Source organism: Halorubrum xinjiangense, from assembly GCF_900102375.1.
In the GTDB taxonomy this organism is placed as follows: domain Archaea; phylum Halobacteriota; class Halobacteria; order Halobacteriales; family Haloferacaceae; genus Halorubrum; species Halorubrum xinjiangense.
In genome coordinates this window covers 12295-38677 of record NZ_FNBO01000005.1, presented here as the reverse complement: position 1 = coordinate 38677, position 26383 = coordinate 12295, and the positions used below count along the sequence as shown (strand labels likewise).

General features: G+C 68.5%; 24 protein-coding genes, 1 tRNA gene and 1 pseudogene. 14 read left to right on the top strand and 12 right to left on the bottom strand.

Annotation, left to right across the window (positions count from 1 at the left end):
• Positions 1-65 precede the first annotated feature (65 nt).
• Positions 66-1796, top strand: coding sequence for a S8 family serine peptidase (locus tag F3H13_RS07385; protein ID WP_149798401.1), 1731 nt, complete (start codon positions 66-68; stop codon positions 1794-1796).
• Positions 1797-1835: 39 nt separating this feature from the next.
• Here F3H13_RS07385 and F3H13_RS07380 read toward each other — a convergent pair whose 3' ends face one another.
• A complete protein-coding gene (locus F3H13_RS07380) occupies positions 1836-2720 on the bottom strand; it encodes a hypothetical protein (protein WP_149798400.1) in 885 nt (294 codons plus the stop codon).
• Positions 2721-2882: 162 nt separating this feature from the next.
• Here F3H13_RS07380 and F3H13_RS07375 point away from each other — a divergent pair.
• A tRNA-Tyr gene (locus F3H13_RS07375) sits at positions 2883-2956 on the top strand.
• Positions 2957-3344: 388 nt separating this feature from the next.
• Here the strand turns inward: F3H13_RS07375 and F3H13_RS07370 are convergent.
• Together F3H13_RS07370 and F3H13_RS16175 are read right to left on the bottom strand one after the other, a co-directional pair.
• Positions 3345-4619, bottom strand: a complete 1275-nt coding sequence (locus F3H13_RS07370) for an RNA-guided endonuclease InsQ/TnpB family protein (RefSeq protein ID WP_149798554.1) — start codon at positions 4617-4619, stop codon at positions 3345-3347.
• A gap of 105 nt (positions 4620-4724) precedes the next feature.
• Entirely contained in the window at positions 4725-4886 is a 162-nt protein-coding gene (locus tag F3H13_RS16175) for a hypothetical protein (RefSeq protein WP_188128020.1), read from the bottom strand.
• Between the two features lie 427 nt (positions 4887-5313).
• Between F3H13_RS16175 and F3H13_RS07365 the strand changes: the two genes are divergently transcribed.
• The 3 genes from F3H13_RS07365 to F3H13_RS07355 all read left to right on the top strand — a co-directional run bounded on the left by F3H13_RS07365 (position 5314) and on the right by F3H13_RS07355 (position 9507).
• On the top strand, positions 5314-6147 hold the full coding sequence (locus tag F3H13_RS07365; protein WP_149798399.1) for a thermonuclease family protein: 834 nt from the start codon (positions 5314-5316) through the stop codon (positions 6145-6147).
• 33 nt (positions 6148-6180) lie between these two features.
• Positions 6181-6939 (top strand): hypothetical protein, encoded by a 759-nt coding sequence (locus F3H13_RS07360; RefSeq protein WP_149798398.1) that lies wholly within the window; start codon positions 6181-6183, stop codon positions 6937-6939.
• Positions 6940-7596: 657 nt separating this feature from the next.
• The gene (locus F3H13_RS07355; protein ID WP_149798397.1) at positions 7597-9507 is read left to right on the top strand and encodes a DEAD/DEAH box helicase; all 1911 of its coding nucleotides are present in this window, start codon (positions 7597-7599) and stop codon (positions 9505-9507) included.
• 73 nt (positions 9508-9580) lie between these two features.
• Here F3H13_RS07355 and F3H13_RS07350 read toward each other — a convergent pair whose 3' ends face one another.
• Entirely contained in the window at positions 9581-10135 is a 555-nt protein-coding gene (locus tag F3H13_RS07350) for an adenylate kinase (protein WP_149798396.1), read from the bottom strand.
• On the bottom strand, positions 10135-10419 hold the full coding sequence (locus tag F3H13_RS07345) for a DUF5789 family protein (protein ID WP_149798395.1): 285 nt from the start codon (positions 10417-10419) through the stop codon (positions 10135-10137). The genes F3H13_RS07350 and F3H13_RS07345 overlap by 1 nt, the downstream gene beginning before the upstream one ends.
• 144 nt (positions 10420-10563) lie before the next feature.
• Here F3H13_RS07345 and F3H13_RS07340 point away from each other — a divergent pair, with 144 nt between their 5' ends.
• From F3H13_RS07340 to F3H13_RS07320, 5 genes are all read left to right on the top strand, one after another.
• Positions 10564-12351 (top strand): thiamine pyrophosphate-binding protein, encoded by a 1788-nt coding sequence (locus tag F3H13_RS07340; protein ID WP_149798394.1) that lies wholly within the window; start codon positions 10564-10566, stop codon positions 12349-12351.
• A gap of 72 nt (positions 12352-12423) precedes the next feature.
• Positions 12424-12915, top strand: coding sequence for a hypothetical protein (locus F3H13_RS07335; protein ID WP_149798393.1), 492 nt, complete (start codon positions 12424-12426; stop codon positions 12913-12915).
• Positions 12916-13003: 88 nt separating this feature from the next.
• Positions 13004-14068, top strand: a complete 1065-nt coding sequence (locus F3H13_RS07330) for a Gfo/Idh/MocA family protein (RefSeq protein ID WP_149798392.1) — start codon at positions 13004-13006, stop codon at positions 14066-14068.
• Positions 14069-14666: 598 nt separating this feature from the next.
• On the top strand, positions 14667-15863 hold the full coding sequence (locus tag F3H13_RS07325; protein ID WP_149798391.1) for a DUF418 domain-containing protein: 1197 nt from the start codon (positions 14667-14669) through the stop codon (positions 15861-15863).
• 65 nt (positions 15864-15928) lie between these two features.
• Positions 15929-16156 (top strand): DUF7385 family protein, encoded by a 228-nt coding sequence (locus tag F3H13_RS07320; protein WP_149798390.1) that lies wholly within the window; start codon positions 15929-15931, stop codon positions 16154-16156.
• A gap of 135 nt (positions 16157-16291) precedes the next feature.
• Here F3H13_RS07320 and F3H13_RS07315 read toward each other — a convergent pair whose 3' ends face one another.
• The 6 genes and pseudogenes from F3H13_RS07315 to tnpA all read right to left on the bottom strand — a co-directional run bounded on the left by F3H13_RS07315 (position 16292) and on the right by tnpA (position 22071).
• Positions 16292-16699 (bottom strand): HVO_A0114 family putative DNA-binding protein, encoded by a 408-nt coding sequence (locus F3H13_RS07315; protein ID WP_149798389.1) that lies wholly within the window; start codon positions 16697-16699, stop codon positions 16292-16294.
• A gap of 33 nt (positions 16700-16732) precedes the next feature.
• A pseudogene (locus F3H13_RS07310) lies at positions 16733-17052 on the bottom strand (toxin-antitoxin system TumE family protein).
• 497 nt (positions 17053-17549) lie between these two features.
• Positions 17550-19190: an MATE family efflux transporter gene (locus F3H13_RS07305; RefSeq protein ID WP_149798388.1), complete on the bottom strand. Its 1641-nt coding sequence runs from the start codon at positions 19188-19190 to the stop codon at positions 17550-17552.
• Positions 19191-19234: 44 nt separating this feature from the next.
• Positions 19235-20284, bottom strand: a complete 1050-nt coding sequence (locus F3H13_RS07300; protein ID WP_149798387.1) for a mechanosensitive ion channel family protein — start codon at positions 20282-20284, stop codon at positions 19235-19237.
• A gap of 162 nt (positions 20285-20446) precedes the next feature.
• Complete coding sequence (locus F3H13_RS07295) at positions 20447-21685, bottom strand: RNA-guided endonuclease InsQ/TnpB family protein (protein ID WP_149798386.1); 1239 nt, start codon at positions 21683-21685, stop codon at positions 20447-20449.
• Positions 21682-22071, bottom strand: a complete 390-nt coding sequence (gene tnpA / locus F3H13_RS07290; protein WP_149798385.1) for an IS200/IS605 family transposase — start codon at positions 22069-22071, stop codon at positions 21682-21684. Before tnpA ends, F3H13_RS07295 begins: the two co-directional genes overlap by 4 nt.
• A gap of 231 nt (positions 22072-22302) precedes the next feature.
• Between tnpA and F3H13_RS07285 the strand changes: the two genes are divergently transcribed.
• From F3H13_RS07285 to F3H13_RS07275, 3 genes are all read left to right on the top strand, one after another.
• Positions 22303-23052: a proteasome assembly chaperone family protein gene (locus tag F3H13_RS07285; RefSeq protein WP_149798384.1), complete on the top strand. Its 750-nt coding sequence runs from the start codon at positions 22303-22305 to the stop codon at positions 23050-23052.
• Between the two features lie 88 nt (positions 23053-23140).
• On the top strand, positions 23141-24193 hold the full coding sequence (gene trmB, locus F3H13_RS07280) for an HTH-type sugar sensing transcriptional regulator TrmB (protein ID WP_149798383.1): 1053 nt from the start codon (positions 23141-23143) through the stop codon (positions 24191-24193).
• Between the two features lie 58 nt (positions 24194-24251).
• Positions 24252-24605 carry a hypothetical protein gene (locus tag F3H13_RS07275; protein ID WP_149798382.1) on the top strand — a complete coding sequence of 118 codons (354 nt, stop codon included), beginning with the start codon at positions 24252-24254 and terminating at the stop codon, positions 24603-24605.
• Between the two features lie 19 nt (positions 24606-24624).
• Here F3H13_RS07275 and F3H13_RS07270 read toward each other — a convergent pair whose 3' ends face one another.
• Positions 24625-25266 carry a ribonuclease HI family protein gene (locus F3H13_RS07270; RefSeq protein ID WP_149798381.1) on the bottom strand — a complete coding sequence of 214 codons (642 nt, stop codon included), beginning with the start codon at positions 25264-25266 and terminating at the stop codon, positions 24625-24627.
• A gap of 137 nt (positions 25267-25403) precedes the next feature.
• Here F3H13_RS07270 and F3H13_RS07265 point away from each other — a divergent pair, with 137 nt between their 5' ends.
• On the top strand, positions 25404-26381 hold the full coding sequence (locus tag F3H13_RS07265; RefSeq protein ID WP_149798380.1) for an aldo/keto reductase: 978 nt from the start codon (positions 25404-25406) through the stop codon (positions 26379-26381).
• The last annotated feature ends 2 nt before the right edge of the window (positions 26382-26383 follow it).

Here is a 26383-nt window from a genome sequence, read left to right as displayed (position 1 = left end):
ACGCGCGGCGCTCTCCGCCCGCCTGAGCAGAAGGTATTTGCGCCGACCCTCGAAGGACACGGGTAATGGAGCGTCCGTCGCGAGAGGAGCCGACGCGGGGGTCACTCGGGCAGGGCCGGTCCCGGTTCCGCACTCCCCGGGTCCGCGTCGCAGTCGCGCTCGCGCTCGCGGTCGGCGTCGTCGCGCTCGCGGCCGGGGCCGTCGCGCTCGCGGCCGGGGCCACCGGCGTCGCGGCCGCCGACCCCGCCGCGTCGACGCTCGACGGGCCACCCTCGACGACCGAGCGGACCGGGTCGCCGCTCGACGGCGAGAACGGGACGGTCGAACTCGTGGTGCGGTTCGACCCGGTCGACGACCCCGCGGCGCTCGGCGCGACGGAGGGCGTCCCCGCCCCCGGCGCGAACGCGAGCGCGACCGTCGCCGACCTGCGCGACCACGCCGCCGCCGAGCGGGCGGCCTTCGAGTCGTTCGCGGCCTCGCGTCCCGGGATCGCGGTCGAACGCGAGTTCTGGCTGGCGAACGCGCTGCTCGTCTCCGTCGACGCGGAGAACGTGACGGCGGCCGACCTTCGCGCGGTCGAGAACGTCACCCGGATCCACGAGAACGTCGCCATCGAGCCGATCAAGGCCGATGCCGAGTATGGGGCCCAGCCCACCGCGAACCCGCAGATCGGCGCCGACCCGAGCGGCCGAGCCGTTGCCGGGGTGCGGCGGATCGGCGCGCCGACCGCGTGGGAGCGGTTCGACACTCGGGGCGCGGGCGCGACTGTCGCGGTCGTCGACACCGGCGTCGACCCGGGACACCGGGACGTCGACCTCGCGGGCTGGGCGTCGTTCGACGGGAACGGGACGCTCGTGAGCGACGACGTCGCGGACGCGAGCGACCCGGACGGCCACGGGACCCACGTCGCGGGGACGGCGACGGGCGGGAACGCCTCGGGGACATACATCGGCGTCGCGCCCGAGGCGACGCTCTACGGGATCGACGCGTTCGAGGAGAACGGGACGGCGACGTTTGCCGGCGTCGTCGCGTCGATGGAACACGCGACGGTCGCGGCCGACGCCGACGTGCTCCAACTGAGCCTCGGCGCGAACGGCACGTTCCGCGGGTTCGTCGGGCCGGTCAGGAACGCCCGCGCGACAGGGACCGTCGTCGTCGCGGCGGTCGGCAACCAGGGCGCCAACACGTCCTCGTCGCCCGCCAACGCGTACGACGCGGTCGCCGTCGGCGCGGTCGACGAGGACGGACGGGTCCCGCCGTTCTCGGGCGGGCAGCGGATCAACGCGAGCGCCGCGTTCGGCGAGCATCCGGACGACTGGCCGGCGACGTACGTCGTCCCCGACGCGACCGCGCCGGGCGTCCGGATCGCGAGCGCCGCTGCCGGCACGCGCGGTAGTTACGTCTTCCGGCAGGGGACGAGCATGGCGGCGCCGCACGTGAGCGGGGTCGCGGCGCTCGCGGTGGCGGCGACCGACGGTCGCGTCGCGGCTCCCGCGATCGAGTCGGCGCTCGTCGACACCGCCGTCCACCCCGAGAACGAGACGGCGCCCGACCACCGGTACGGGCACGGCGTCGTCGACGCGCCCGCCGCCGTGGGGGCCGCCGTCGATGAGACGCCACCGGAGTCGGAAGCGAGCGGCGCGAACGGGACCGAGACGAGCGACCTCGAGACGGACAAGGCCGAGGGGACGAGCGAGGCCACCGACGATGGAGCGCCCGGGTTCGGCGCGGCTGCCGGGGCGATCGCCGTCGCGCTCGCGACCCTGACCGCGGTCGCTCGCTCCGGGAAGGCGTGAGGCCGAAATCCTCGACGGCGTCGACGAACCGGTTCCCGGTCACTCCGCGAAGTCGCTGAGCGAACCGTCGTCGTCGCCGCGGTCGTCGTCTGTATCCTCGTCGTCGTCACTCGCGCTCGATCCGGTCGCGTCGCTCCCGTTCGATCTCTCGGCCTCCAAATTCGACTCGCCCCACGGGTCGTCGGGGTCGACGGGCTCGACGGCTCGGTCGAGCTCGTCGGCGTCGTACTCGATTTCCCCGTCGAGCAGCATCGCGAGGCGCTGCCAGCGCGCGCTCTGGTCATCTTCGCCCTCCGGGCCGACGCGGGCGCCGTGGGTCTTGAAGAACCGGGTGCCGCGCCCGCGCTTCGATCCCTCGCCCGTGTGGCCGTCGAAGACGGCGTCGAATCTCCCCTCCGGTTCGAGGTCGCCGACGGGGAAGTCGTGGGCGGGCGCCTCGCCGCGCTCGCGGGCCTCGGCCCGAACGTCGGCGACGGCGGAGAAGTAGGCGTCCGCGTTCGACGCCTCTCGCGTCGAGCGGGCGCGGGCGGCCGCGAGCGCGGCGTGGATCGCACAGAGGCGACCCTTCCACGCGTCGGGCTCCCAGCGCTCGGTGGCGAGCGCCTCGTAGCGCTCGATCAGGAGCGCGACCTCGTCGCCGGCGCGGAGGTCCTCGACGACGTAGAGGTTGAGCCGGTCCCAGAGGTTCCACGCGTACCCCGAACGGGCCAGCTCCCAGGCCGCCCACGCGGCCACCTCCTCGTCGGAGCGCCGGACCGCCTTCTGGAGGAGGCTGGAGACGACGTAGCGGCTGTACCCGCCGTCGGTCTCGTTGGCCGCCTTCTCCTCGCCGAAGTCGTTCTCGCCCGTCGCGTCCGGCGTCGTCTCGGTTTCGAGGCTCCCGTCCGACCCGAACGTCGCCTGTCTGTCGTCACCGTCGGCCATGTCCCCGCTCCCGCCGCGAGCGACTTAATTGCCGCGCGCTGAGGGCGGTCCGGACGCGACGAGAACGGCGTTCAGGTCCGGCGATCGGGGCCGCGGCACGGCGGATCACACCTGCTCTGAAAGGGAACCCTTAAGTCGAATCCGGTGGCTATGTTTCGGTAACCGCCCTTAGCTCAGCCTGGTAGAGCAGTCGACTGTAGATCGACTTGTCCCCCGTTCAATTCGGGGAGGGCGGACTTCCTTTCCAGCCGATTCGTAGCCGACTGTAGATCGACTTGTCCCCCGTCCTCGTGAGCGGAGCGAACGAGGGCTCGGAAGTCGCGCGAAGCGAAGCGAGCGCGTCTTCCGGCGTTCAATTCGGGGAGGGCGGACTGAACCTCAGCAACCGTGAGCGACAGCGAACGGTTGCTGATTGAGAGGGACGACCGACCCGAATTGAGCAGACGAGTCACAGCCCGGAACGGCGAGCGAAGCGAGCCGCACGCCCGGACTGTCTCGGCGAGTTCAATTCGGGGAGGGCGGACTTCCTCACAGCGCTCTCACGTACAGTCTTCTGTAGTGTTGACATCCTCCCGCGCCTGAAGACGCGGGAATCCCACGGCACCGCACCGCTGAGTTGGGATATTACGGTTCGCGGTTCACGACCTGTTCTCGCGGGGCGAAACTGCCCTCGCTGCGGTCGAACAGGTGAACCGCCGGCTGTGCCAACCAGCCGTTATCCCTATCGCCGCCATCCGTGGCGAGACTCGGGAGTACCTTTTGTCGAATGTTCTCCGCACCGTTCACGTCCGCGTTCGCAACCGTATCGCACACCTCACAGACGTACAACCCACGTTCCACACGCTGATTGTCATCCGTGTGACCACATGCTGAACACGACTTCGACGTATCGCGTTCCGACACCAACTCCACGTCGATGCCTTCGGCTTCCGCCTTGTAGTCGAGCAGCGTCGTGAAGCGGTCGAACGCCCACCCGTGCAAGTCGAGATTGCCGTGATCGCCCCAATTCCGAGACTCGCCGTTCTCATTATCCTCTCGGATGCCGCCGAGGTCGCCAACGACAAGCGTTCCAACACCTCGTTCGACGCACTCCTCGACAATCGCTTTCGAGAGTGCGTGCAAGAAGTGTGTCCGACGACCCCTCCGCTTGCGGTCAAGTCGGGCGGCCTCACGAGACGAGGAATCGTCGCACTTAGCCTTCTTTTTCGTGAAGTAGTATTCGTCCTCTTTGAGTGCGCCACCGGGATACAACACCGATTCACCGCCGAACGAGACGGCGGCGAAGTTACAAATCCCGAGGTCAACACCGGCCACCTCGTCGCCCGGTGGTTCCGGGTCGATGACGGTGCGACAGACGAATTGAAGCCGCCACTCGTCACGCTTGTAGATCGCGCGAACTTGTTGAATGTCCCACTCGGCTAGGTCAACATCCGGGCGAGTCTGGTACTCACACAGGATGAAGTCCGAACGGTGTTCTTTGAGGTTGCGGCCTTTCGAGAGGCGGACACGGGTGAACTGTGCGTCGTGCTTGAAGCCAGCCGCTTTGAACGACACGGTTGAACGCGGGTGGGAGTCTCCATTTTTGCGGTAGCCGGGCGGTCTGGCACGGTCATCACCGTTCCGACGCTTACCGAACCAGCCGTTGAACGCTTCAGCGAGTTCTTCGAGAACGCGCTGACTGGACTGGGAATGTAAGTCCGTGTAGCGTTCGTGGCGTTTGAGTTCGGCTTTGAGTTCCCCGTCATCGGGAATCTCGCCCGTTTCGTCCCACTGTTCTTGTGCGTAGTAGCGACCGACGTTCCAGAGTTTTGAGGCGGCCCATCCGAGTTGATCAAGGTCGTCACGAACCTGTTGCTGGTTCGTGATGGTGGCCTCGAAGGTTCGGACGGTCCGACTCATCTCTAGCTTCATAACTGGTTATGCGTGCTGTTTTGTTAATAGTGGCGGTTGGCGTGGAATATCCGGCCCTGCTATCGACGGTTGATTGCGTAGGAGTTGGCGGATTCATCCTGACCCTAAAGGGTCAGGTATTCTCCTTGATTCTCTATAAAATGTCAAAATTCGGTCATCGACCACCGGTTGATTATCGGTCGGAAAATACGTCTCCTTATCGGGTGGTGACTTCATATCGGCAAAAGCGTGCCCAAACGTGTCGAAGATTCGCATACGGTGTTACATTCAGCAATGGACAAAAATATTACCGTTCCACAATACGCCGGTCTCAGTCGCCGCTCGTGAGGGGGAGTATTGGTGGTCAGATCTCTCGGACAGTTGCCTCCCTTCCGGTGCGTCCAGCCAAACGTCTGGGGCTACTGCTCTTCCGAGCGGAAGTCCTTGGATTCAAGCGAGTGTAGGGTTCCCTGCGAACCCACAACGTCGGTCGGGAGCGTCAAGTAGATGGTCCGATCGCTTCCTGATATCGCGCCGTAGTCACCGTTCAATTCGAGGAGTGCGGACTGGATTTTCGACTCGTGAGCGACAGCGATCGGGTATGGGCTTTCTTTTCGGCGAGGGATTGGTTCAGTAATAACACGCAGGTGGACTGGATGGCTACCCTACCCACTTATACTGAAACCGACATAACACGGGTTCCATGCGTGTTCGTCGAGGACTGGTTGGGCTCGTCGCAGTACTCGCGTTAGCCGGCTGTGCCGGGGCTCCCGTTCCTGTAACCGATGGGGACTCCCCCACCGCCGACCTCGACTCGCCGCCGGCCGACCCGACGGGCATCGACCCGAACGATCCGGACGACACAGCCTGGACGGGCACGGTCGTACGGGTCGTCGACGGCGACACGATGGAGGTCGAGTTCCCGAACGGCGAGGTCGACACCGTCAGGCTCCTCGGCGTGGACACGCCCGAGACGAGCGCGGAGTCGACCTCCCCCGACGAGTTCGAGGGGATTCCGGAGACGGACGCCGGCCGGGCGCACCTCCGGGCGTGGGGCGCCGAGGCGTCGGCGTTCGCGGAGTCGGAGCTCGCCGGTGAGGAGGTCACGGTCGTGACCGGCGGCGACCGCCGCGGGGGCTACGGGCGCCTGCTCGCGGTGCTGTACGTCGACGGCGAGGACTTCAACGAGCGCCTGCTGACCGAGGGGTACGCGCGGCTGTACGACACCGAGTTCGCGAAGCGGGACGCGTACGCCGCGGCCGAGGCGGACGCGAGGGAGCGCGGGGTGGGCCTCTGGAAATTCAACGAGTCAGACTACCCCACCGAGGCGAGCGAGGTCGACGACGAGGACCTCCCGCCGCTCCCCGACGACGGCGACTACGACTGCGGCGACTTCGACACGCAGGCGCAGGCGAACGCGGTCCTCGATCGGTCTCCGGACGATCCGCACGACCTCGACGCCGACGGCGACGGCGAGGCGTGCGAGTCGCTCCCGCGGTACGAGGTCGGCGCGGCCGCGCTCCCTGTGTCGCCGTAACACACTTAAGAGCGCGCTCGGTACGGTGTCGTAGTGGCATCCCGACAGGGCGGGTCGGGGGACGCGGAGCCCCTCGGGCCCGGATCGACGGAGCGTCGGACCGCTTCCACGACCGCCGCCGCGACCCGGCAGCCGGACGCGCGCCCCCGGTCGCCGCCGGAGTCGCCAGCGCGCCGCCGCGAACGGGCCGGCCGATCCGGCCGGACCGGCCGAAGCGGGGAGTATCGGTCGGTCGACTCGCCGCACGGCGGGGAGGCCGCGGCCCGGACGCCGGAGGATCCCCCCGTGCGCGACCCCTCCCTGTACGCGCTCACCGACCACTTCCGCGAGCGGCTCGAACAGCCGGGTCGGTACGTCTCGACGCGCACCGTGAGCGACGCGATCCGGGAGGGGCAACTGCGGTGGAACAGCACCGACGGCTGGCGGTTCGCCCTCGTCGAAGGGGGCGTCCGCTTCGTCGTGGTCGTGAGCGACACGGAGACGAACTCCCCGGTCGTCGTCACGGGGTGGACCGAGGTCGCGAACCGCGAGGCCGCCCTCGAAGCCTCGCGGTGGGACGGCGTCGACGTCGACACCATCGCCGTGCGGGCCGCCCTGAGCGAGTCAGCGTCGACCCCCATACCTGACCGGATCCGGCCCCGGACCGTGACTCGCCCCTTCGAGGTGGGCGAACATCGCCTCGAAACCGAGCCGGGCGAGCCGTTCGTGCGCTGTACCGACTGCGGCTGCCGGTTCCGTTCGAAAGAGGGGATCACCTCGCGGCGGTGTCGGCAGCGGTCGCCGGGCCGGTAGTCGGCGCCGCTATTTATGAGAGGCACCCGAGTGGTCACGCTCTTTGCCAGTGGCTACGCGATGCGGTGGCGCGTGCCTGCGAGCGGCCGACAGGCCGCGAGTCAGCACGCGCGAGGGAGTCGGGCGCGACGAGGGCGACCGAAGGAAGCCCGAAGACGCGCCCGACGAGGCTGGGGAGGCGCGAGGCTGCGGTGCGGTCGCGGGTGGGACTCAAAGGGGCAGTCGCGAGGGCGCCGTAGGCGACGCAAGGACCACAGGGCGGGAGCGAGCGAAGCGAGCGACCAACCGAGGACCGCAGCGAGCGTACGGCGCCCTCGCGGCTGGGGCTTTGAAGATGTTCTCCGGAGCGTAACCGAACACGTAACACCGAGCGGCTGGGGCTTTGAAGATGTTCTCCGGAGCGTAACCGAACACGTAACACCGAGCGGCTGGGGCTTCGGAGGCGTTCGGTACCGATCCGCAGTCAACGATTTATAAGCAAGCGGCTAGGGCTTTGGCGGTGTTCGCCCTCGAGCCGTCATCGACCATTTATAAGCGAGTGGCTGGGGATTTGGCGGTGTTCACCGCGGTAGCCACCCGTCACGATCTACCGACTGTCACCAATTCCGCTCGCCCGGTGACGCTATCCATTTCCGCGTCGCGGCCGAAGCGGCGGTGATGACCGACGACACCGGCGACGACGCCGGCGACGCTCCCACCGACGACGCGCCTACCGACTCCGACACCCCCGAGGACGACCTCTCCTTAGATCGCTTCCACGAGGCGCTCGAAGCCGAGGAGCGCCCGGTCGCGACCGCGAGCGAGGTCGCCCGCCGACTCGGGACGACGCAGGCCGCGGCCCGCGACGCGCTCGCCGCGCTCGTCGACCGCGGCGACGTGGACCGGCTCGACGTCGAGGCCGACCCCGTCGTCTTCTACCCGCGCGACTGGGGCGCGTTAGCGAGCCGCGAGCGCGTCGTGGTCTTCCCGAAGCGCCGCGAGATCGTCGTCGACCGGCCCACGCAGTACACCCGGGCGCGGCTCTCGCAGTTCGCGAACCTCGTCGACACCACTGGCACCGAGCCGGGAACCCGCGGGTACCTCTATCGGATCCGGCAGGAGGACGTGTGGGCCGCGCCGTTCGACGACGCCGAGGCGCTCGTGGGGGCGCTCCGCTCCGTCCTCCCGCGGCGTTACGACCACCTCGAAGACTGGGTCCGCGATCAGTGGCGCCGCGCGCACCGCTTTCGCTTGTACACTCACGCCGACGACTACGTCGTCCTCGAAGCCGCCTCGGAGTCCCTGATGGGGAACGTCGCCGACCAGCACCTCGCCGACGACCACCTCCGCGCGCCCATCTCGGACACCGAAGCGTGGGTCAACGAGGACGCCGTCGCCGCCGTGAAGCGCGCGCTCTACGACGCTGGCTACCCCGTCGAGGACGACCGCGACCTGGAGACGGGCGATCCCGTGGATATCGAGCTCACGACCGACCTCCGCGACTACCAAGCGACGTGGGTCGATGAGTTCCTCGACCGCAAGTCCGGCGTGTACGTCGGCCCGCCCGGGTCCGGCAAGACCGTCGCCGCGATCGCGACGATCGCGGCCGTGGGCGGCGAGACGCTCATCCTGGTCCCTTCGCGCGAACTCGCAGACCAGTGGCGCGAGGAGCTGCTCGACCACTCGACGATAGACCCCGCGGACATTGGGCTCTACCACGGGGGCACCAAGGACATCCGCCCGGTCACGATCGCGACCTACCAGATCGCCGGGATGGACCGCCACCGGAGCCTCTTCGACTCCCGCGAGTGGGGGCTGATCTGCTTCGACGAGGCACACCACGTCAGCGCCCCCGTCTACTCCCGGACCGCCGAACTCCAGAGCAAACACCGCCTCGGGCTCTCGGCGACTCCCGTCAGCGAGACCGGCAGCGAGGAGGAGATCTACACCCTGATCGGCCAGCCGATCGGCGCCGACTGGGACTCTCTTTTCGAGGCCGGCTTCGTCCAGGAGCCCGAGGTCGAGATCCGGTACGTCCCGTGGCGCGACGAGACGGCCCGCAACGAGTACGCCGCCGCGGACGGCCGGGATCGCAGGCGGCTCGCGGCCGAGAACCCCGCGAAGGTCGAAGAGGTCCGCTACCTGCTCGCCGCGCACCGCGAGAAGAAGGCGCTCGTCTTCGTCGAGTACCTCGACCATGGCGAGGCGATCGCGGACGCGCTTGGCGCCCCCTTCATCAGCGGCGAGACCCCCCACCACGAGCGCGCGGAGCTGTTCCGGCGGTTCCGGGCGGAGAAAAGCGACACCGAGGCTACCGACGCCGACGACCTCGACGTCCTCGTCGTCTCCCGGGTCGGCGACGAGGGGATCGACCTCCCGAACGCGGAGCTCGCGGTCGTCGCGAGCGGCCTCGGCGGCTCCCGGCGACAGGGGTCACAGCGCGCCGGCCGCACGATGCGACCGACCGGCTCCGCGCTCGTCTACGTCCTCGCGACGCGCGGGTCGAGCGAGGAGGAGTTCGCCCAGCGGCAGATGCGGCACCTCGGTCGGAAGGGCGTTCGCGTCCGCGAGACGAACGTCGCGGAGTGACTTGGGACGCGGTCCCCCCGCCACCCGGCGCTAGCCCCTCGGTTCGGGGCGCTGACCAACCCGTGTTGGCCGGTTACAGCGAGTCTGCCAGGCGCTCGGCCGCCTCTTCGATCTCCCCCTCATTCTGGACGAACCGGACGGGCGCGTTCTGGTCTCTCGCGTACTGGAGCGCCGCGGACCGGTTGAGGTCCTGCTCGAAGTCGATCTGGCGTTCCGTGACCCCGCCGAGGTCGCGGTCGCTCTCCAGCCTCCGTTCGAGGATCGTCGCCGGCTCCGCCTCCACGAGGACGAACGCGTCCGGGGAGACGTCTTGAAGCACTTCGACCGGGAGCCCCTGAACGTAGCCGGTCCGCGTTTCGACCGCGAGGTGCGTCGAGAGGATCACGTTCGTCGTCTTCGCCTCCTCGGCGACGAACTCGCCCGCGCGACGCTGGAGGCGACGCGTCTCGGTTTGCGAGAGCGTGCCGAGTTTGGCCCGCTCGGTCGTGATACCCATCGCCGCCGCCTGTTCGAGCATCACGTCCCCGAAGTTGATCAGCTTGTACCCGTCTCCGAGTCCGCGTCGGACCGCCTGACAGACGCTTGAGAGGCCGACGCCGTTGACCCCCGACACGAGCGTGACGGACATCAGAAACTCACCTCGTTCTCCTCGTCCCCCGGCATTCCGCCGCGGTCGTCGTAGTACCGGCGGCCGATGAACTGGGCGCCGACGAGCATCATCAGCGTGTCGTAGAGGTCGTCCGCCGAGTCGAACGACTCGACGTCTGAGCGGTCGATGACCGCCCTGATCGTCGTCGGCTCTCCGTCCGGCGGCGACAGCTCCGTGTCGCCGACCGTCTCCAGCACCTCCTCTCGGGGCGCCGGAAACTGTAGCTTCCTCGCGAACAGGTCACGAGTTTCTGGTAAGCGCATACATACCATATGACAGCGCACGTGAAGATAAGTGTGCATGTACCGCGGGGCCTCGCCGTCGCGCCTCCCGCGCCGGTCACCGGGTACCGCTCGCGGACCGGCGGCGGGCGAAGCTTTCAACACGCACTCCGGCGACTTCGCGACATGGACGCTGACGAGCCCTCGCACGCCGCGGACGGGGACGCCGACCTGTGCCCGACAGTCGCCGAGGCGGTCGTCGACGCTATGCTCGACCGCGGCGTCGACACCGTCTTCGGGATCCCCGGGAAGCAGACCCTCCCGCTGAACCGAGCGCTCGCCGACCGCGACGCGCGGTTCGTCGTCGCCCGCCACGAGACCGCCGTCCCGCACCAGGCGTGGGGGTACGCCGAGACGAGCGACCCGGGAGCGATGGCCGCCACCTGCGTCGTCCCCGGCCCGGGCGATACGAACGCGATGAACGGGTTAAAAAACGCCCTGAACGACTGCGTCCCCCTGCTCCACCTCGCTGTCGAGACGGAGCGGTCGGTCCGCGGCGGCGACGGCATCCACGAGACGCCGCCGGAGACGTACGACACCGTGGTCAAGGAGAACGTCCTTGTCGACTCGCCCGCGGGCGCGGTCCCGGCCGTCCTCGAGGCGATCCGGACCGCCCGCGAACACCCACAGGGACCGGTTCGCGTCGGTATCCCGAAGGACGTCCTCGCGGGCCGGACCCCGCAGCCGGCGGTCGGCGACCGAGACCCGTCGCCGCCGCCGGCGCCGCCCGCAGAGGCTGTCGCGGAGGCCGCGGACCTGCTCGCCGACGCGGCCTCGCCCGTCGTCCTCGCCGGCGGCGGCGTCAGGCGCTCGGGCGCGAGCGGTGCCCTCCGGTCGGTCGCCGAACGGCTGGACGCGCCGGTCGTGACGACGTACAAGGGGAAGGGGACGCTTCCGGAGACACACCCGCTATCCGCAGGGGTCCTCTGTGGCGGCGCCAGCACTGAGCTCCGTGACCTCCTCGCGGACGCCGACGTCGGCCTCGTCGTCGGATCCGACCTCGACGCGGTCGCGACCGCCTCGTGGTCCGTCTCCATGCCCGAAACACTGGTCCACGTCACGCTGGACGGCGACGACGTGGGGTTCGGCTACGAGACCGATCTCGGCGTCGTCGCCGACGCCGACCGCTTCCTGCGCGCGCTTGACGAGCGGCTCGACGCCGCTTCGGCCGACGACGAACGGGCGGCGGCTCCCGACCGCGCTGGCGCCGAGCGCGCCGAATCGGTCCGCGCCGCCGACCGCAAGCGGTTCGCGGCGCTGTCGGGGTCGAGCGGCGACGAGGGGCGCGACGGCGGCGGCGACGAGGGCCACGACGGCGGCGGCGACAACCGCCCTCTCCGCTCGGTCGAGGTCCTCTCTGCGGTGCGCGACGCGGCGCCGGAGGACGCGATTGTCACCGCCGACGCGGGCGGATTCAGGCTGTGGACCCTCGTCTCGTTCCCCGCGGCGGGCCCGCGGTCGTACGTCAATCCGGGCTCGTGGGCGACGATGGGCACCGGTCTCCCCTCAGCGATCGGCGCCAAGCTGGCGAACCCGGACCGCGACGTCGTCGCCCTCACCGGCGACGGCGGGCTCATGATGTGCGTCCACGAGCTCCACACGCTGGCGAGCGAGGGAGTCGACGTCACCGTTGTCGCGCTTAACAACGACGACTACGCGATCATCAGCGAGGAGGCGTCGCGATCCTACGCGTTCCCCGAGGGCGCCTACGGCTGGGCCGAGGCCGGGCTCGACCTCGTCGCGGTCGCGTCCGGGATGGGCCTGCCCGCTGAGCGCGTCCGCGAGCGCGACGCCGTCGGCGACGCCGTTGAGCGCGCCCGCGCCCGGGAGGGCCCGGCGCTCGTCGAGGTCGTCACCGACCCGGCCGAACCGCAGGCAAGCGAGTGGATGACCGGACGGCGTCCCGGAGAGTAGCCGCTCGGTTTCACGCCGCGCGTTTCCGAGATCTGAAGCGATCTATATCAGGGTCGACGCTCGACTGCGCGTATGCGAAACCCGTGGGTCCACGACGACGTGCCGGACGACACCGGGAACGGGTACGACGGCCCGGTCCGGCTCCTCGCGGCGTTCATGTGGGGGTCGCTCGCCCTGCTCGTCGGCGGGTTCGTCCTGCTCTCCGGCGCGGGCGTCGTCGACCTCGCCGATGGGGGGTCGCTCGGCGAGGTTGTCACGGGGGTCGTCGCCGCGCTCGCGCTCGCGCTGGCGCTCCCGCTTTTGTTGAAGCTGCTCGCGATCTCGCGGGCGCTTGCCCTCCTCGCGTTCCTCGCGACTGGCGCGACGGTCGGTCGGTTCGTCCTCGCTCGCGAGCCGGAGCGGTTCCGAGCCCTGCTCGACGCGCGCGACCAGCTCGTCGAAAACGCGGACTCGCTCGGCGGCCTCTTCGATTTCGTCGACTCGATGTCGCCCGCGGTGGTCGACGGCGCGACGGCGGGAATCGACGTCGTGACGGCAGCGGCCGTCGCTGTCCCGGTCGCGTGACCGGGGCCTGCGGTGTCGCGTTCGCCGCTCCTTTCTCCCGTGTTCGGGCGGACGTGAGTCTTAACCGCACTCGTTGTGAATCCCGCACATGACGCATCCGAACGATGTCGCCGTCGGGATCGTCGGCCTCGGCGGTATCGGGTCCCACCACGCGACGAAGTTGGTCGAGCGCGGCATGAACCTCGTCGGCGGGATGGACATCGACGCCGACGCCCGCGCCCGGTTCCACGAGGAGTTCGACCTGCCCGCCTACGAGGACGAGGCGGCCCTCTACGACGACTGCGACGCCGTGTTGGTCACTACGCCGAACCGCTTCCACGAGGAGTACGCGGTCTCGGCGCTGTCGGCCGGGCTCGATGTCCTCTTAGAGAAGCCGCTGGCGCACACGCTCGAGAGCGCCGAGCGCATCGCGGAGGCCGCCCGCGCCGCCGAGGGGTTCTGTATGGTCGGGTTCAACAACCGGTTCGCGGAGCCGGTCCGGGTGATCAAACACTACCAAGACGAGGGGCGGTTCGGCGAGACAACTCACGTCGAGGCGAACTACGTTCGCCGCCGCGGCGTCCCCGGCCGCGGGTCGTGGTTCACGTCCGCGGACGTCGCCGGCGGCGGCGCGCTCATCGACATCGGCGTTCACGCCATCGACCTCGCGCTCTACTTCCTCGATCACCCCGAGGTCGTGGAGGTCTCGGGGAAGACGCGCTCGGAGTTCGGCGGCCGCGACGACTACGCGTACGTCCACATGTGGGGCGACGACGCCGGTCCGGAGGGGTTCGACGTCGAGGACTCCGCGTCGGCGTTCATCCGGGCCGAAGACGGCTCCACGGTCTCGCTGGAGGTCGCGTGGGCGACGAACCGGGCCGCGACGGACGAGTTCGTGGTCCGGGGCACCGAGGCAGGGGCGACGTTCGACCGCGGGAGCGACGACCTCACGATCCACGAGGCGGGCGTCGGCGGCGGCCACCACCTCGCGGACGCGACGGTCGAGACGCGCGAGGGCGACGGCCACGCCGCCGAGCAGGTGACGTTCCTCGAAGCGGTCGCCGCGGGCGAGGCGCCCGCGATAAACACCGTCGAGGAGGGGTTACGCGTCCAGCGCGTTATCGACGCCATCTATCGGTCCTCGGAGACGGGCGCGGCGGTCCAGCTGGACTGAGCGGCCCTGTTGACATTCGCTACGAGTGATCTATTCGCACTTGGTTTTGTTCAATACAAATTGCTTATAAATAACCGATACGGTGGCGCGTGCCTCCAAGTGGCCGCCGAAGGCGGCCGCGAGGCAGCACGCGCGAGGGAGTCGGTGGTTCGGAGCGAAGCGGAGAACCACCGACGAGGTTGGGGAGGCGTGAGGTGCTGTGCGGAGCGGTGCGGGGTGGGACTCAAAGGGGCAGTCGCGAGGCGGGCGCAGGCGAAGCAAGGACCGCAAGGACGGAGCGACAGCGACTGACTGAGGACCGCAGCGAGCGTGCGCCCGCCTCGCGACTGGGGCTTTGGAGGCGTTCTCCGCGCAGTCGCGAATTACTTATAAACAACTACCGAGCGATCCGACGCATCTTCTCCCGCCGCCGATCAAGATGTACTCTTCACCGACCGTTTCAGGCGAGAATCCGTCTGAAGAATGGGATTTCAACAGCGCCGACCGAGACGGACGAAGTCGGCGGGCCCGGCCGACGACGGCGCCCGTCCCGGCCGCCAGTCGCGCCCTCCGCGATGGGAACCTATTCGGTGCTGCGGGTCGTTTCCGCGGATAACTCGTGACCCGCGATCCCGGCCCCACGCCGCCCTCCGAACGCATCACCAGCCTCGACGCGCTCCGGGGGTTCGCGCTGCTCGGCATCCTCGTCATCAACGTCTGGGTGTTCGCGATGCCGGAGTCGACCCTGACGAACCCCACCTCCTACGGCGATTTCACGGGCGCGAACTACTGGGCGTGGTTCGTCGGCCACGTGTTCGCGCAGAACAAGTTCATCACGCTGTTCTCGGCGCTGTTCGGCGCCGGCATCGTCCTGTTCACGGAGAGCAAGGAGCGGAAGGGGCAGGACGCCGTCCGGCTCCACTACCGCCGGACCGCGGTCCTCATCGCGATCGGCCTCCTGCACGCCTACGTCCTGTGGTACGGCGACATCCTCGTGGCCTACGGCCTCTCGGGGCTGTTCCTGGTGTTCGCTCGCGACCTCGAAGCGCGGAAGCTGGCCGCGCTCGGCGTCGCCTGCCTGCTGGTTTTCGTCGGCCTGCGGCTGTTCGCCGCGGTGTCGCTCGGCGCCGAGGCGGTCGGGGGGTTCTGGGCGCCCTCGGAGGCCGCGATCCGACAGGAGGTGGCGGCCTACCGCGGCGGCTGGCTCGAACAGCTCGACCACCGCGTGTCGGCCGCGTTCAACCGGCAGATCGGGATCGTCGAGAGCTTCTGGCAGATCGGCGGCACGATGCTGCTCGGCATGGCGCTGTACAAGTGGGGCGTCCTGACCGGCGAGCGGTCGCGGAAGCTGTACCGGCGGCTCGTCGCCGTCGGCGTCGTCGGCCTCGGAATCGTCGTCGCGGGCGTCGCGTATATCCAGGCGAACGACTGGAGCGCCGACGCCGCGCTGTTCTTCCTCCAGTTCAACTTCGTCGGGAGCTTCCTCGTGGCAGGCGGGTACCTCGGGCTCGTCATGCTGTACGCCGAGCGCCGCCCGGCCGGTCCCGTGACGCGGGCGTTCGCCGCCGTCGGGCGGACCGCCTTCACGAACTACCTGCTCCAGACGGTCATCGCCACGACGGTCTTCTACGGCCACGGCCTCGGGCTGTTCGGCTCCGTGAGCCGCGTCGAACAGTACGGCGTCGTCCTCGCCATCTGGGCGGTCCAGGTGCCGCTCTCGGTGATATGGCTGCGCTACTTCCGGTTCGGTCCCGTCGAGTGGGTGTGGCGGACGCTCACATACGGGGAGGCACAGCCGATGCGGCTGGCGGAGTGAGCTCTCGTTCTCCGAACTGAGACTCGCGAGGACACGTTCAACACCCTCCCGTCGAACTCCCGTCCATGACCGGATTCGACGTCCACGACCACCGCCACGAGCTGAAACAGCTCCGCGATTCGGGCCGAACGAGCCTCTGGGAGAACCGCGAGGGGATGGCGTGTCCGGTGTGCGACGACGCCTTCTCGCGGCTGTTCGTCACGCGACAGGCGGGGACGACGTTCCCCGAGAACGACGGCGCGCGGTTCTGCCTGCTGCGCGACGGCGACGCGGCCTACCTGTTTAGGCACTGAGGGCACCGGCGATCGGCTATACGGAGCGTCGGCTCCGTTGAAATCCCTTCTTCAGACACATATTCGCCTGAAACGGCTGGTCGCTGAAGAGTGCGAATTGATCGCTGAGAATCCTCCCAGCTTGAGGCGAACCGACTACCCACTCGCGGGGGCGCTGTCGGCATCGCTGTCATCGATGAGCGGGTAGTCGATGTGGACTTCGATGCGGTCGAATGGGACGACCGGTTGTATCGCGCCGCCGGGGCCGCCCTCTTCGAGCGTAAGGATACCCAGTACTTCCAGCTGCTTCAGGTCAGAGTGGACGTCGGATACGTCTCTCTCGACGAGCCGCGCCGCTTCGCGCATGCTTCCGGGAGCTTCCTCGGCGATCGCTCGGATGAGATGCAGGCGGAGGGGGGTGAGACTGTCGACGAAGTCGTCGTAGGTTCCGAACTGGAGCGTCGCCTTTCCGTCCTGGTTGTCGTTCTCGACGTCATGGACGAACTGGAGTGCGTCCTCACGGAGCTGTTCTCGGTCGCTGACGGTGATGTGGAGTGTGGTCATGGTTGGGGTGGCGGTGGGTCTGGTGGTGTTCGATCAGTGCTGTCGGGGTGGGTTGCCGCCGACGGCGTCCCAGTACTCATCCGCACTCGCCCAGAACTCGACGAGAAGCTCTTCTATCCCAGGGAACCCGACGCCGTCGAGATCGCCAGCTGCGGTGTGATGCTCGTGCCCCTTCGTATCCTCGTGGGAGTTGTCGTACCGGACGAGCGTGAGATCGTCGAGGGTGCCCAGATGGAGCGTGTACTTCCAGCCCGAGGGGTACGTCTCGGTGTCGTCGATCGGTCGAAGCACGACGTTCTCGACGAGGCCGGCTTCGACGTGTGCGTGTACTGGAAGAACGGCTCTGAGGGCATCCCTTACATGTTGGGACACCACCCAACGGCATAGGCGTTGGGCAGAAGTCCAACACCAAACGGGAACGATGCGAGCGCGGTGAAAACTTCCGAAGTCCCAGCAGCGAGGTTGTACGATGTTGTCACTACTTATAAACCCCCGATCGACACGAACACTACCGAAGCCCCAGCCGCGAGGCGGGCGCATGCTCGGTGCGCTCCTCGCTCAGTCGCTTCGCTCCCTCGCTGCGGTGCTTCCGTCGCCTGCGCCCGCCTCGCGGCTGCCCCTTCGAGTCCCGCCCCCGCACAGCACCGCACCTCACGCCTCCCCAGCCTCGTCGGTCGCTCCGCGTTGCTCCGGCGACCGACTCCCTCGCACGCGCACCTCGCGGCCGCCTTCGGCGGCCACTCGGAGGCGCGCGCCACCGCACCGCAGATCGGTCTTTGCTCTCCCTATATTGAGCGCCATTGGGTCGGAATATCTCACTTGCTACGGATTTCAACGGATCCGGAGCGGCTCAGTCGTCGCTCACGGGGTCGACGCCCGGCTCCGGGTCGTCGATGTAGCGCTCGGTCCACGTGCCGCGCGAGAACCACGCGACGCCGACGAGGGCGCCGAGGACGTTGCCGAGCGCCATCCCGACCCAGACGCCGGTCTCGCCCCAGTTGGCGACGAAGACGAGGTACGCCACGCTCGCGACCCGACCCACCCAGAGGGTGAGGATCGAGATGACCATCGCAGTCTTCGTGTTGCCGGCGCCGCGGAACGCGCCTAAGATCACCTGCGAGACGCCGATGAAGGCGAACTCGACCGACCGGATCCGGACGTACTCGACCGCGTAGGAGATGGTCGCGGGCGCGTCCGGCACGTCGCCGAGGAACGCCCCGACGATCGGCTCGGTGAACGCGACGGCGACGACGGCGACGAGGAACATCACGCCCGCGCCGGTCGTGGCGGCGAACTTCACCGCCTTGCCGGCGCGGTCGGCACGGTTCGCGCCGAGGTTCTGCCCAACCATCGTGTCGATAGCGCGGCCGAGCCCCATCGCGGGGAGGAAGACGAGCGAGATGAGCCGGTTGCCGAGCCCGTACGCGGCGACGACGGGCGGCGAGAAGGTGACGATCATCGCGGTCAGCGTGATCATCGCGAGCGCGCTCGTCGTCTGTTCGACGCTGGAAGGGAGCCCGAGCCGGAAGATGTCCCGGATGAAATCGAGGTCCGGCACGAGGTGGCCGAACGTCACGTCGGGGCCGTAGCCGGTCCCGAACAGGATCCAGAGCCCGATGGCGGTCGCGACGCCCCGCGAGAGGATCGTCGCGAGCGCGGCGCCCTGGATCCCGATCCCGGTGATCCCCGTCGCCGAGAGGAGCGTCGCCTCCAGCGCGACCGGGTCGAGCGCGGCGAGGCCCGGAACCGCAGCGAGCCACTCGAACAGCGGGTTCCCGTCGAACCCGAAGATGAAGAACGGGTCCAACAGGACGTTCAGGAGGACGGAGACGAACATGACCGCCATCGGCGTTCGGGTGTCGCCGTAGCCGCGCATCAGCGCCGAGAAGACGAAGAAGCCGAACATCAGGGGGATGCCGACGAAGATGACCTCCATGTAGTCAGCCGCGAGCGGGATCACCGTCGCCGCGGTGTCCGCGTCGCTCGGCAGGATCTCGAGCGCCGGCCGGGTGTAGAAGTAGCCGCCGATTCCGATGAGCACGGACAGCACCGAGACGGTGAATATCGTCTGTCCCGCCACGAGCCCCGCGGACCCCTCGCCGTCGGCGCCGGTGTACTGCGCGACGAGGATCGCGCCCGCGGTCGTGAACCCGCCGGCGACCGCGATCAGGAGGAAGATGAGTGGGAACGCGAGGCTGATCGCGCCGACGGCCTCCGCCGACAGGCGGCCGAGGTACAGCGTGTCGACGATGTTGTACGTCACCTGTAACAGCTGGATGACGACGATCGGCCACGCGAGGCGGAACAGCGGCCGGAGGAGGCTCCCCTCGGTGATCGACTCGTCGTCGAGGGGGCCGTCGTCGCCGTCCCCGAGCGCGTCTCCGGGGCCGTCGGCCCCGTGGCGCCCGTCGGCGGCGTCGCCGGGAGAGTTGCTCGCTCCGTCGGAGGGGTCTGACGGGTCGGAGGGGTCGGCAGCGGGCTCGTCGCTCACTGATATATAAACGCCGCGCGCGCTCTATCAGGCTTCCGATCCGGTCAGCGGTCGGCGTTGTCAGCGTCGCGGTCGGCGGAGCCGTCGGAGGTCTCGGCGTCCGTGGCTCCGCCCTCCGACACGGCGGCCGCCGACCGGCTCGCGCCCGCGGCAGCGTCCGCATCGCCGTGCGCAGCCGCCGAGTCGGCGTCGACGCGGGCGACCCCGGACGTGTCGTCGAAGACGAGGTGCCGGTGCGGGTACGCCATCTCGACGTCCGCATCCGCGAACCGCTCCCGGATCCGGGTGTTCACGTCCGACTGGACCTTCGCCAGCTTGTAGGGCTTTTTGACCCAGTACCTGAGCCGGAGCAGGACCCCGTTGTCGCCGAACTCGTGGAGCCGGCAGTCCGGGCCCGCCATGTACCGCGCCACGCCGATGCGGATGTCGGGCCCGCCGTCGACGACGGCGTCGCAGTCGCGCGCCGCGCGCTCGACGAGCCGCCGGGCTTCGGGGATGTCGCTTTCGTAGGTGACCAAGACGTCGATCGAGCGGCGCGTGCGCTCGTCTTCGGCGGAGAAGTTCGTCACGTCGCGCTCGCGCATCGTCCCGTTCGGCACGACGAGGAAGGTGTTATCGAGGGTGAATATCTTGGTGTACCGGATCGTGATATCCTCGACGAACCCCGTCGTCCCGTCCTCTAGCTCGATCATGTCGCCGATCTCGAACGGCTGGTCGGCGAGGATGAACACGCCGTTGATGAAGTTCCCCACCAGCGGCGCGAGGATGATACCGATGACGGCCGAGAACACCGCCGTCCCGAGGAGGAGGTCCGCGAACCGGAACCCGGCCGCGCTGAGCCCGACGAGCAGCGCGATTCCGATCGTTCCCGCCCGCACCCCGCGAACGATCGTCTGCGCGACGCTCTGTCGCGACACGCGGCGCGCGACCGGCCGACCGATCAGCCGGACGAGAAAGTTGGCGACGACGACGCCGACCGCGACGGCGGCGACGACGGTCAGAACGCCCGCTCCCGGGAGGTCCGAGAGCCGCGTGACGAGCCCGTCGAGCCGCGAGACGACCCCCGCGACCGCCGCCCCCTCCGGGAAGCCCATGGGAATCTGCCGTCGGCCATCCGAAAAAGCGTTTCTCCCCGCGGCTGGTCGGCCGAACGCGCGGCGCGTCGACGGCGAGCGAGCGGGACATTGACCTCCTCCCGCGCCTGAAGACGCGGGAATCCCACCACGGGATTTCAGGCCGAGCGTGGCCTGGCGGTTTCAAGACGCGTACGTTCCACGCGTCCCTTGCTGGGTCTCAGCATCGGCGTGGGTGTCTTGTGGGGCGGTCAAACGCCCCCCATCCTCAGCCGAGTCATCCCCATCCGTGTGTTCTCTTGAATGGCTCTCTCCGCTGAGGTAGCGGTCTGCGATGTTTATCGCTCCGTTCACGTCCGCTTGATACTCATCCACCCAGCAGTCGTCGTTCGTACACGTAAACGTCGCCTGTCGTGGGCGGTATCCCACTTCACCGCAAGCGTGGCACTCCTTCGAGGTGTTGCGCGGGTGTACCGTCTCAACGGGGATTCCCTTCTCGACGGCCTTGTAGCGTATCTGCGCGTGGAGTTTGGCGAACCCCCAGCCGTGGAGACGCCGGTTCATGTACTCGCCGTAGTCCATCGACTCCCGGATATACGTCAGGTCTTCCAGAACGAGAACGGGATTCTCGACGGATTCGGCGTACTCCACGACTTCGCGGGTGACCCGGTGGAACACATCGTCTATCTGGTTCCACAGGTCGTCCCCGAACGACTCCGCGATACGCTCGCTTCCCCGCGTCTGGAGTCGGCGCTTGACGGTGAAGTAGGTCTTGCGGAGCTGACGAACGGTCTTCCCTTCGTCGGCCCACAGTTCAGGTGCGGTCGGGGAACCGTGATCGTCGCGGTGACACACCGTGACGAGTGATGATTCCCCGATGTCCACTCCGATGGGCGTCCGTTCTTCGGCGGACACCTCGGAGGGTTCCTCGACGTCGTGGGTGGCGGTGACGTGGAGGAACCACGTTCCGTCTCGCTCGAACAGCCGACTCTCGCCCATTTCCGCGTCACCAGCGTCCAACGCTTCCAGCCAGTCCCGTTGCTCAGGGTTCGGCTGTGCTGGCATCCAGAGGTGGTAATCCTCGTGGTGCGGGATTTTGGCGTACCACTCGATCTCATTCTCGGGTTTGTGGTCGAGCCGTAGCCCCTCGTTGGTGAACCGAACAGGGTGGTCGTCGTGAAGTTCGCCCGCGTTGTATGTCGTCGTGAGTTGCGGAACGTATTGTTTGAGCGCGTTCTTCGCGTACCCACTCAGGTCGTAGGTGACCACCACATCGTTCGCTTCGGTCTGCGTGGTACATCGGGCGTCGAAGGCGTGATCAAGGGCCTGTCGGTACGCCTCTCGCGTCTCTCGGAGTTTTCTCCGCTTGTGAGCGTTCGGCTCTACCAATTTGAGTTCCAGCGTCTTCGTGAGTTCGGTCACGACTCATCCACCTCGTGACGCTGGATGTAGTTCTGGACAGTCTCACTCGAAACGTGCCCAGCGGTCCCTGCGTAGTAGCCTCTCGCCCATCCGATTTTCTCGCCGTCGTGGTCGGCGTATCGGTGGTTGTACTTGCGCGAGGAGATACCCTTGAACCAGTTGGCGAGGAGCGCCGGTTCGTTCTTAGGCGGACTACTGACGAACAGGTGAACGTGGTCGGGCTGTACGGTGAGATCGAGAATTTCGAGGCCCTTGTCGTCGGCAATTTCCTGGAGGATGGTTCGCACACGGTTAGCGACATCGCCTTTGAGTACCGAGTTGCGGTACTTCGGCAACCACACTATGTGGTAGTTGAGGTTGTAAGTCGCGTGCCGTGTGGTCTTCATCTGCGTTACACACTATGTATCAAGGTGTGTTAATACTGGTGGTGAACCGGTGGGAAATCCAGCCGTAGCGTCGTCGGTGGAAGTGTACGCTATTGTCCGCTCGACCCCCGCCTAAAGACGGGGGTATGCGCTCGTAACTCTATCACTACGGCGCGGCTGAGCGCGGCACAATCACTACGGCGCGGCTGAGCGCGGCACAATCACTATGGCCCGGCTGAGCGAACGGGGAGTATGTCACATCAGGCCGCGGATCCGACGGTACCGAGGTTCAGCGTCGAACACGACTCGAAGCCGGGCGAAACGCTGATCGCCGGGTTCTCCTCGTTCGGGCTCGCCGGGCTGACCGCCGTCGACTACCTCGTCGACGACCTCGACCTCGAGGAGACGGGCCACGTCCGGATCGGCGGCGCGCCGTCCATCACGCCGTTCACGAAGGGGACGCCGCGGCACCCGATCCGGCTGTACACCGACCCGGCCCGCGACGTCACCGTCCTGGTCGCCGAGCAGTTCGTTCCGCCGTTCCTGGGCGAACTGCTCGCGGACGCCCTCATCGACTGGACGGAAGCGAACGGGGTCGAAGAGATCGCCGTGTTGGCGGGCGTCCCCGTGCCGCACGGCCCGGACGCGCACCGGACCTTCCACGTCGCCACCGAGGACTACCGCGACAAGCGCCTCGGCGACGGGGTCGACGTGCCGGCGATGGAGTCGGGCTTCCTCGACGGGGCGAACGCCGGGCTGCTCGAACGCGGGCTCGACTCGCCGCTCGGCGTCGGGGTGCTCGTCACGCCGGTCCACGCGCAGGCGCCCGACGTCGACGCCGCGGTGCGGCTGGTCGACACGGCGAACGCGATTTACGACGTCGGCGTCGACGCGGCCCCGCTGGAGGCGTTCGCCGAGGAGATCCGGCGCCGCTACGAGGACCTCGCCGAGCGGATCGAAGAGCGGGAGCCGGAGGGAACGTACGACCGGATGTACATGTAGTCGGCCGAACGGGAGGACCGAACTCTGAAAACGCGTACAACTCGACTCATAGTAAAAAGCTATAATCCCCGCCCTCCTTCTTCCGCCCATGACCGACGACCTCCGCGACACGCTCGACCGCGTCGGGGACCGATTCAACCTCGGCGAGTACGAGATCGACGCGTACCTCGCGGTGTTGGAACACGGGGAACTGACGGCGAGCGACATCGCCGATCGGACCGACATCCCGCAGCCGCGGGTGTACGACACCGTCCGGAGCCTCTCGGACCGCGGGCTCGTCGAGCTCCGCGAGTCGCGACCGATGAAGATCGTCGCGGTCGATCCCGACGACGCCTTCGGCGACCTGCGCTCGTCGTTCGCGGAGATGGTCGACGAGCTGGAGGCCCGCTACACGGCGCCGACCCGCGAGACCGAGGCGGTGTCGCTCGTGAAGTCGCGCTCGACGATCCTCCGGTACCTCGAGGAGGTGATCGCGAACGCGGAGTACGAGCTCGCGCTGTCGCTCACCCCCGGGCTCCTCCGCCGGTTCCGCGACGAGCTCGCCGCGAAGGTCGCCGCGGGCGTCAGCGTCGAACTGCTCGTCACGCCCGCGTCGAACGCGCCAGACCCGTCGGAGTTCGACTATCTGGAGGTCGCGACCATCGCCCGGGCACGCCGCGGGATCACCACGCCGGTCCTCGCGGTCGGCGACGGCGAGTACTCCGTCTACGCCACGCAGGACGCGCTGCGCGACGACCGCGAGCGCTACGGCGTCATCTTCAACCGCTCCGCGCTCGGCTTCCTCGTCTCCGGCTTCTTCGGGACGGTCCTGTGGACGACCGCGGAGACGCTCGCCGCCGACGGCGAGGAGCGCCCCTTCCCCCGCCGCTACGCGTCGATCCGCCGCGCCGTCAAGGACGTCCGCGAGTTCGACGACGAAGAGTTCTACGCGAGCGTCGAGGGTCGCGACATCGAGACCGGCGAGGAGGTGACGGTCCGCGGGAGGGTCGTCGACGTCGCGTTCGTCGACACCGAGGAGGTGGCCTCGCTCGTCGTCGAGACCGAGAACGGCCGCGTCGAGATCGGCGGCCGCGTCGCCGCCTTAGAGGACGTCGAGGGCCAAGAGATCGTCATCGGCCGCGGCGAACCGCCGGCGCTTTGAGGCGGGTTCGAGACAGCCAGAGGTCGCCGTTGAAGTAGCCGCGCCCCCAAGCGGGCCCGTGACCGACGACGCCCTTTCGGACGATACGCGGGAGGCACCGACCGTTTCCTGCGAGCGGTGCGGCCGCGAGTGGACCCTCGACAGCGACCTCGACGACCTCGGTCCGGGGGGCCACGCGATCGAGCAGTTCGCGCTCGACCACGAGCGCCACACCGGCCACTACCCGGACGACGTGACCCCGTGGGTCGTCCGGTGTGACCGCTGTCCCGGCGGCGAGCGGTTCCTCTCCGAGCGGCCCGCGCGACGCTGGGCCCGGACCCACGCGCGACACACCCGGCACAGCGTCCGGCTCGACCCGCCGACCGGCGCCGCCGAAACCGTCTCCGTCGAGGAGACGCCGGACGGGTCGTAGAACGCTTCTCGCGGGTCCGTTACGGACCGAGCGCCGCGATGTCGGCACCGACCGCGGCGCGCGCGTCCGCCGGGTTCGGGTCGCTGTCGACGAGGTGGGTCCACTCGCAGGCGGACAGCGCCGCCAGGCGGTCCCGGATCGCCGGCCTGTACGGCGCGGCCGCCGCGACGCCCTCGCCGTCGCCCCAGATGTCGTCGATGACGGTCCGCGAGTCGATGCGGACCTCGACGGTCGCCGGGTCACAGCGCGCGGCCAGCGCCTCCAGCCCGAGATGGAGGGCCGCGTACTCCGCGGTGTTGTTCTCGGCGCTGGCGCCGACCGGTCGACCCAACCGAACGGTCGGTCCCTCCGCGGCCCGCAGGACCGCGCCCGCTCCGGCCGGTCCCGGGTTGCCGCGGGAGCTCCCGTCCACGTAGAGGACCACGTCGAGGTCGCCGGATCGCCACGGATCGCCCCCGGACGGCGGCCCGGCGGCGAGGACCTCCTCGACGGCGGCGCGGATCTCACCGTCGCTCGTTCCCGGCGAGAACAGGCCGCCGTAGCCCGCCACGGCCCCGTCTATCGCCTCGATCGCGGGGCCGATCTCGTAGCCGTACAGCGCCAGGACGTCGTCGACTCGGCTCGCGAGCGGCGAGAGCCTGTCCGTCGGGAGTGGCTCCATGTTACCCGCCCGTCGCGCGGCGCGCTCCGTCTCGATCCATCACCGGTACGTTCGAGGGCGAGAACAAAAAGCCGCGGGCGCGGCGAGGGCCACGGCGCAACCCGAACGAATTCCTCCCCGCCGCGCGTGGCCGTCGTATGGAGTACACCACCCTCGGGAGCTCGGGGACGAAGGTGAGCCGGATCGGGATCGGGACGAACACCTTCGGCGGAGACGCGGAGTGGCACCTCTCGGCCGAGGAGGCGCAGGACGTCGTCGACACCGCAATCGACCACGGGATCAACTTCTTCGACACCGCGAACGCCTACAACACCGGCGAGAGCGAGCGTGTGCTCGGGGAGGCGCTCGACGGGTACGACCGCGACCGGCAGGTGATCGCGACGAAGGTGTACTTCCAGATGGACGACGACGACCCGAACTCGGGCGGACTCTCGCGGAAGGCGATCGAACAGGAGCTCCGGAACTCCCTCGACCGGCTCGGCACCGACGCGATCGACCTCTATCAGATCCACCGCTGGGACGACGAGACCCCGATCGCGGAGACGCTGCGGACGCTCGACGACGCCGTCCGGCGCGGAGATGTCCGGCACGTCGGCGCCTCCTCGATGTGGGCCCACCAGTTCGCGGAGGCGCTTCACGTCGCCGAGCGGGACGGGTACGAGCCGTTCGTCACCATGCAGGACCACTACAACCTCGCGTACCGCGAGGAGGAGCGCGAGATGGTCCCCTTCTGCGAGCGGAAGGGCGTGGGGCTGATCCCGTGGAGCCCGCTCGCCCGCGGGTTCCTCACGCGGCCGCACGACGAGTTGGAGGCGACCGTCCGCGGCGAGACGGACCGGCACCTCCACGAGCGGCTGACGACGTACGCGGCGAACGGCGGCCGTGAGATCAACGAGCGCGTCGCGGAACTCGCCGAGGAGAAGGGGGTCAAGATGGCGCAGATCGCCCTGGCGTGGCTCCTGCATCAGGATGCCGTCGACGCGCCGATCGTCGGCGCCCGGAAACCGGAGTACGTCGTCGACGCCGTGGAGGCGCTCGACGTCGACCTCTCCGACTCCGACCTCGACTGGCTGGCCGAACCGTACGAGCCGGTGCCGATAGACGGGCACAGCTAATC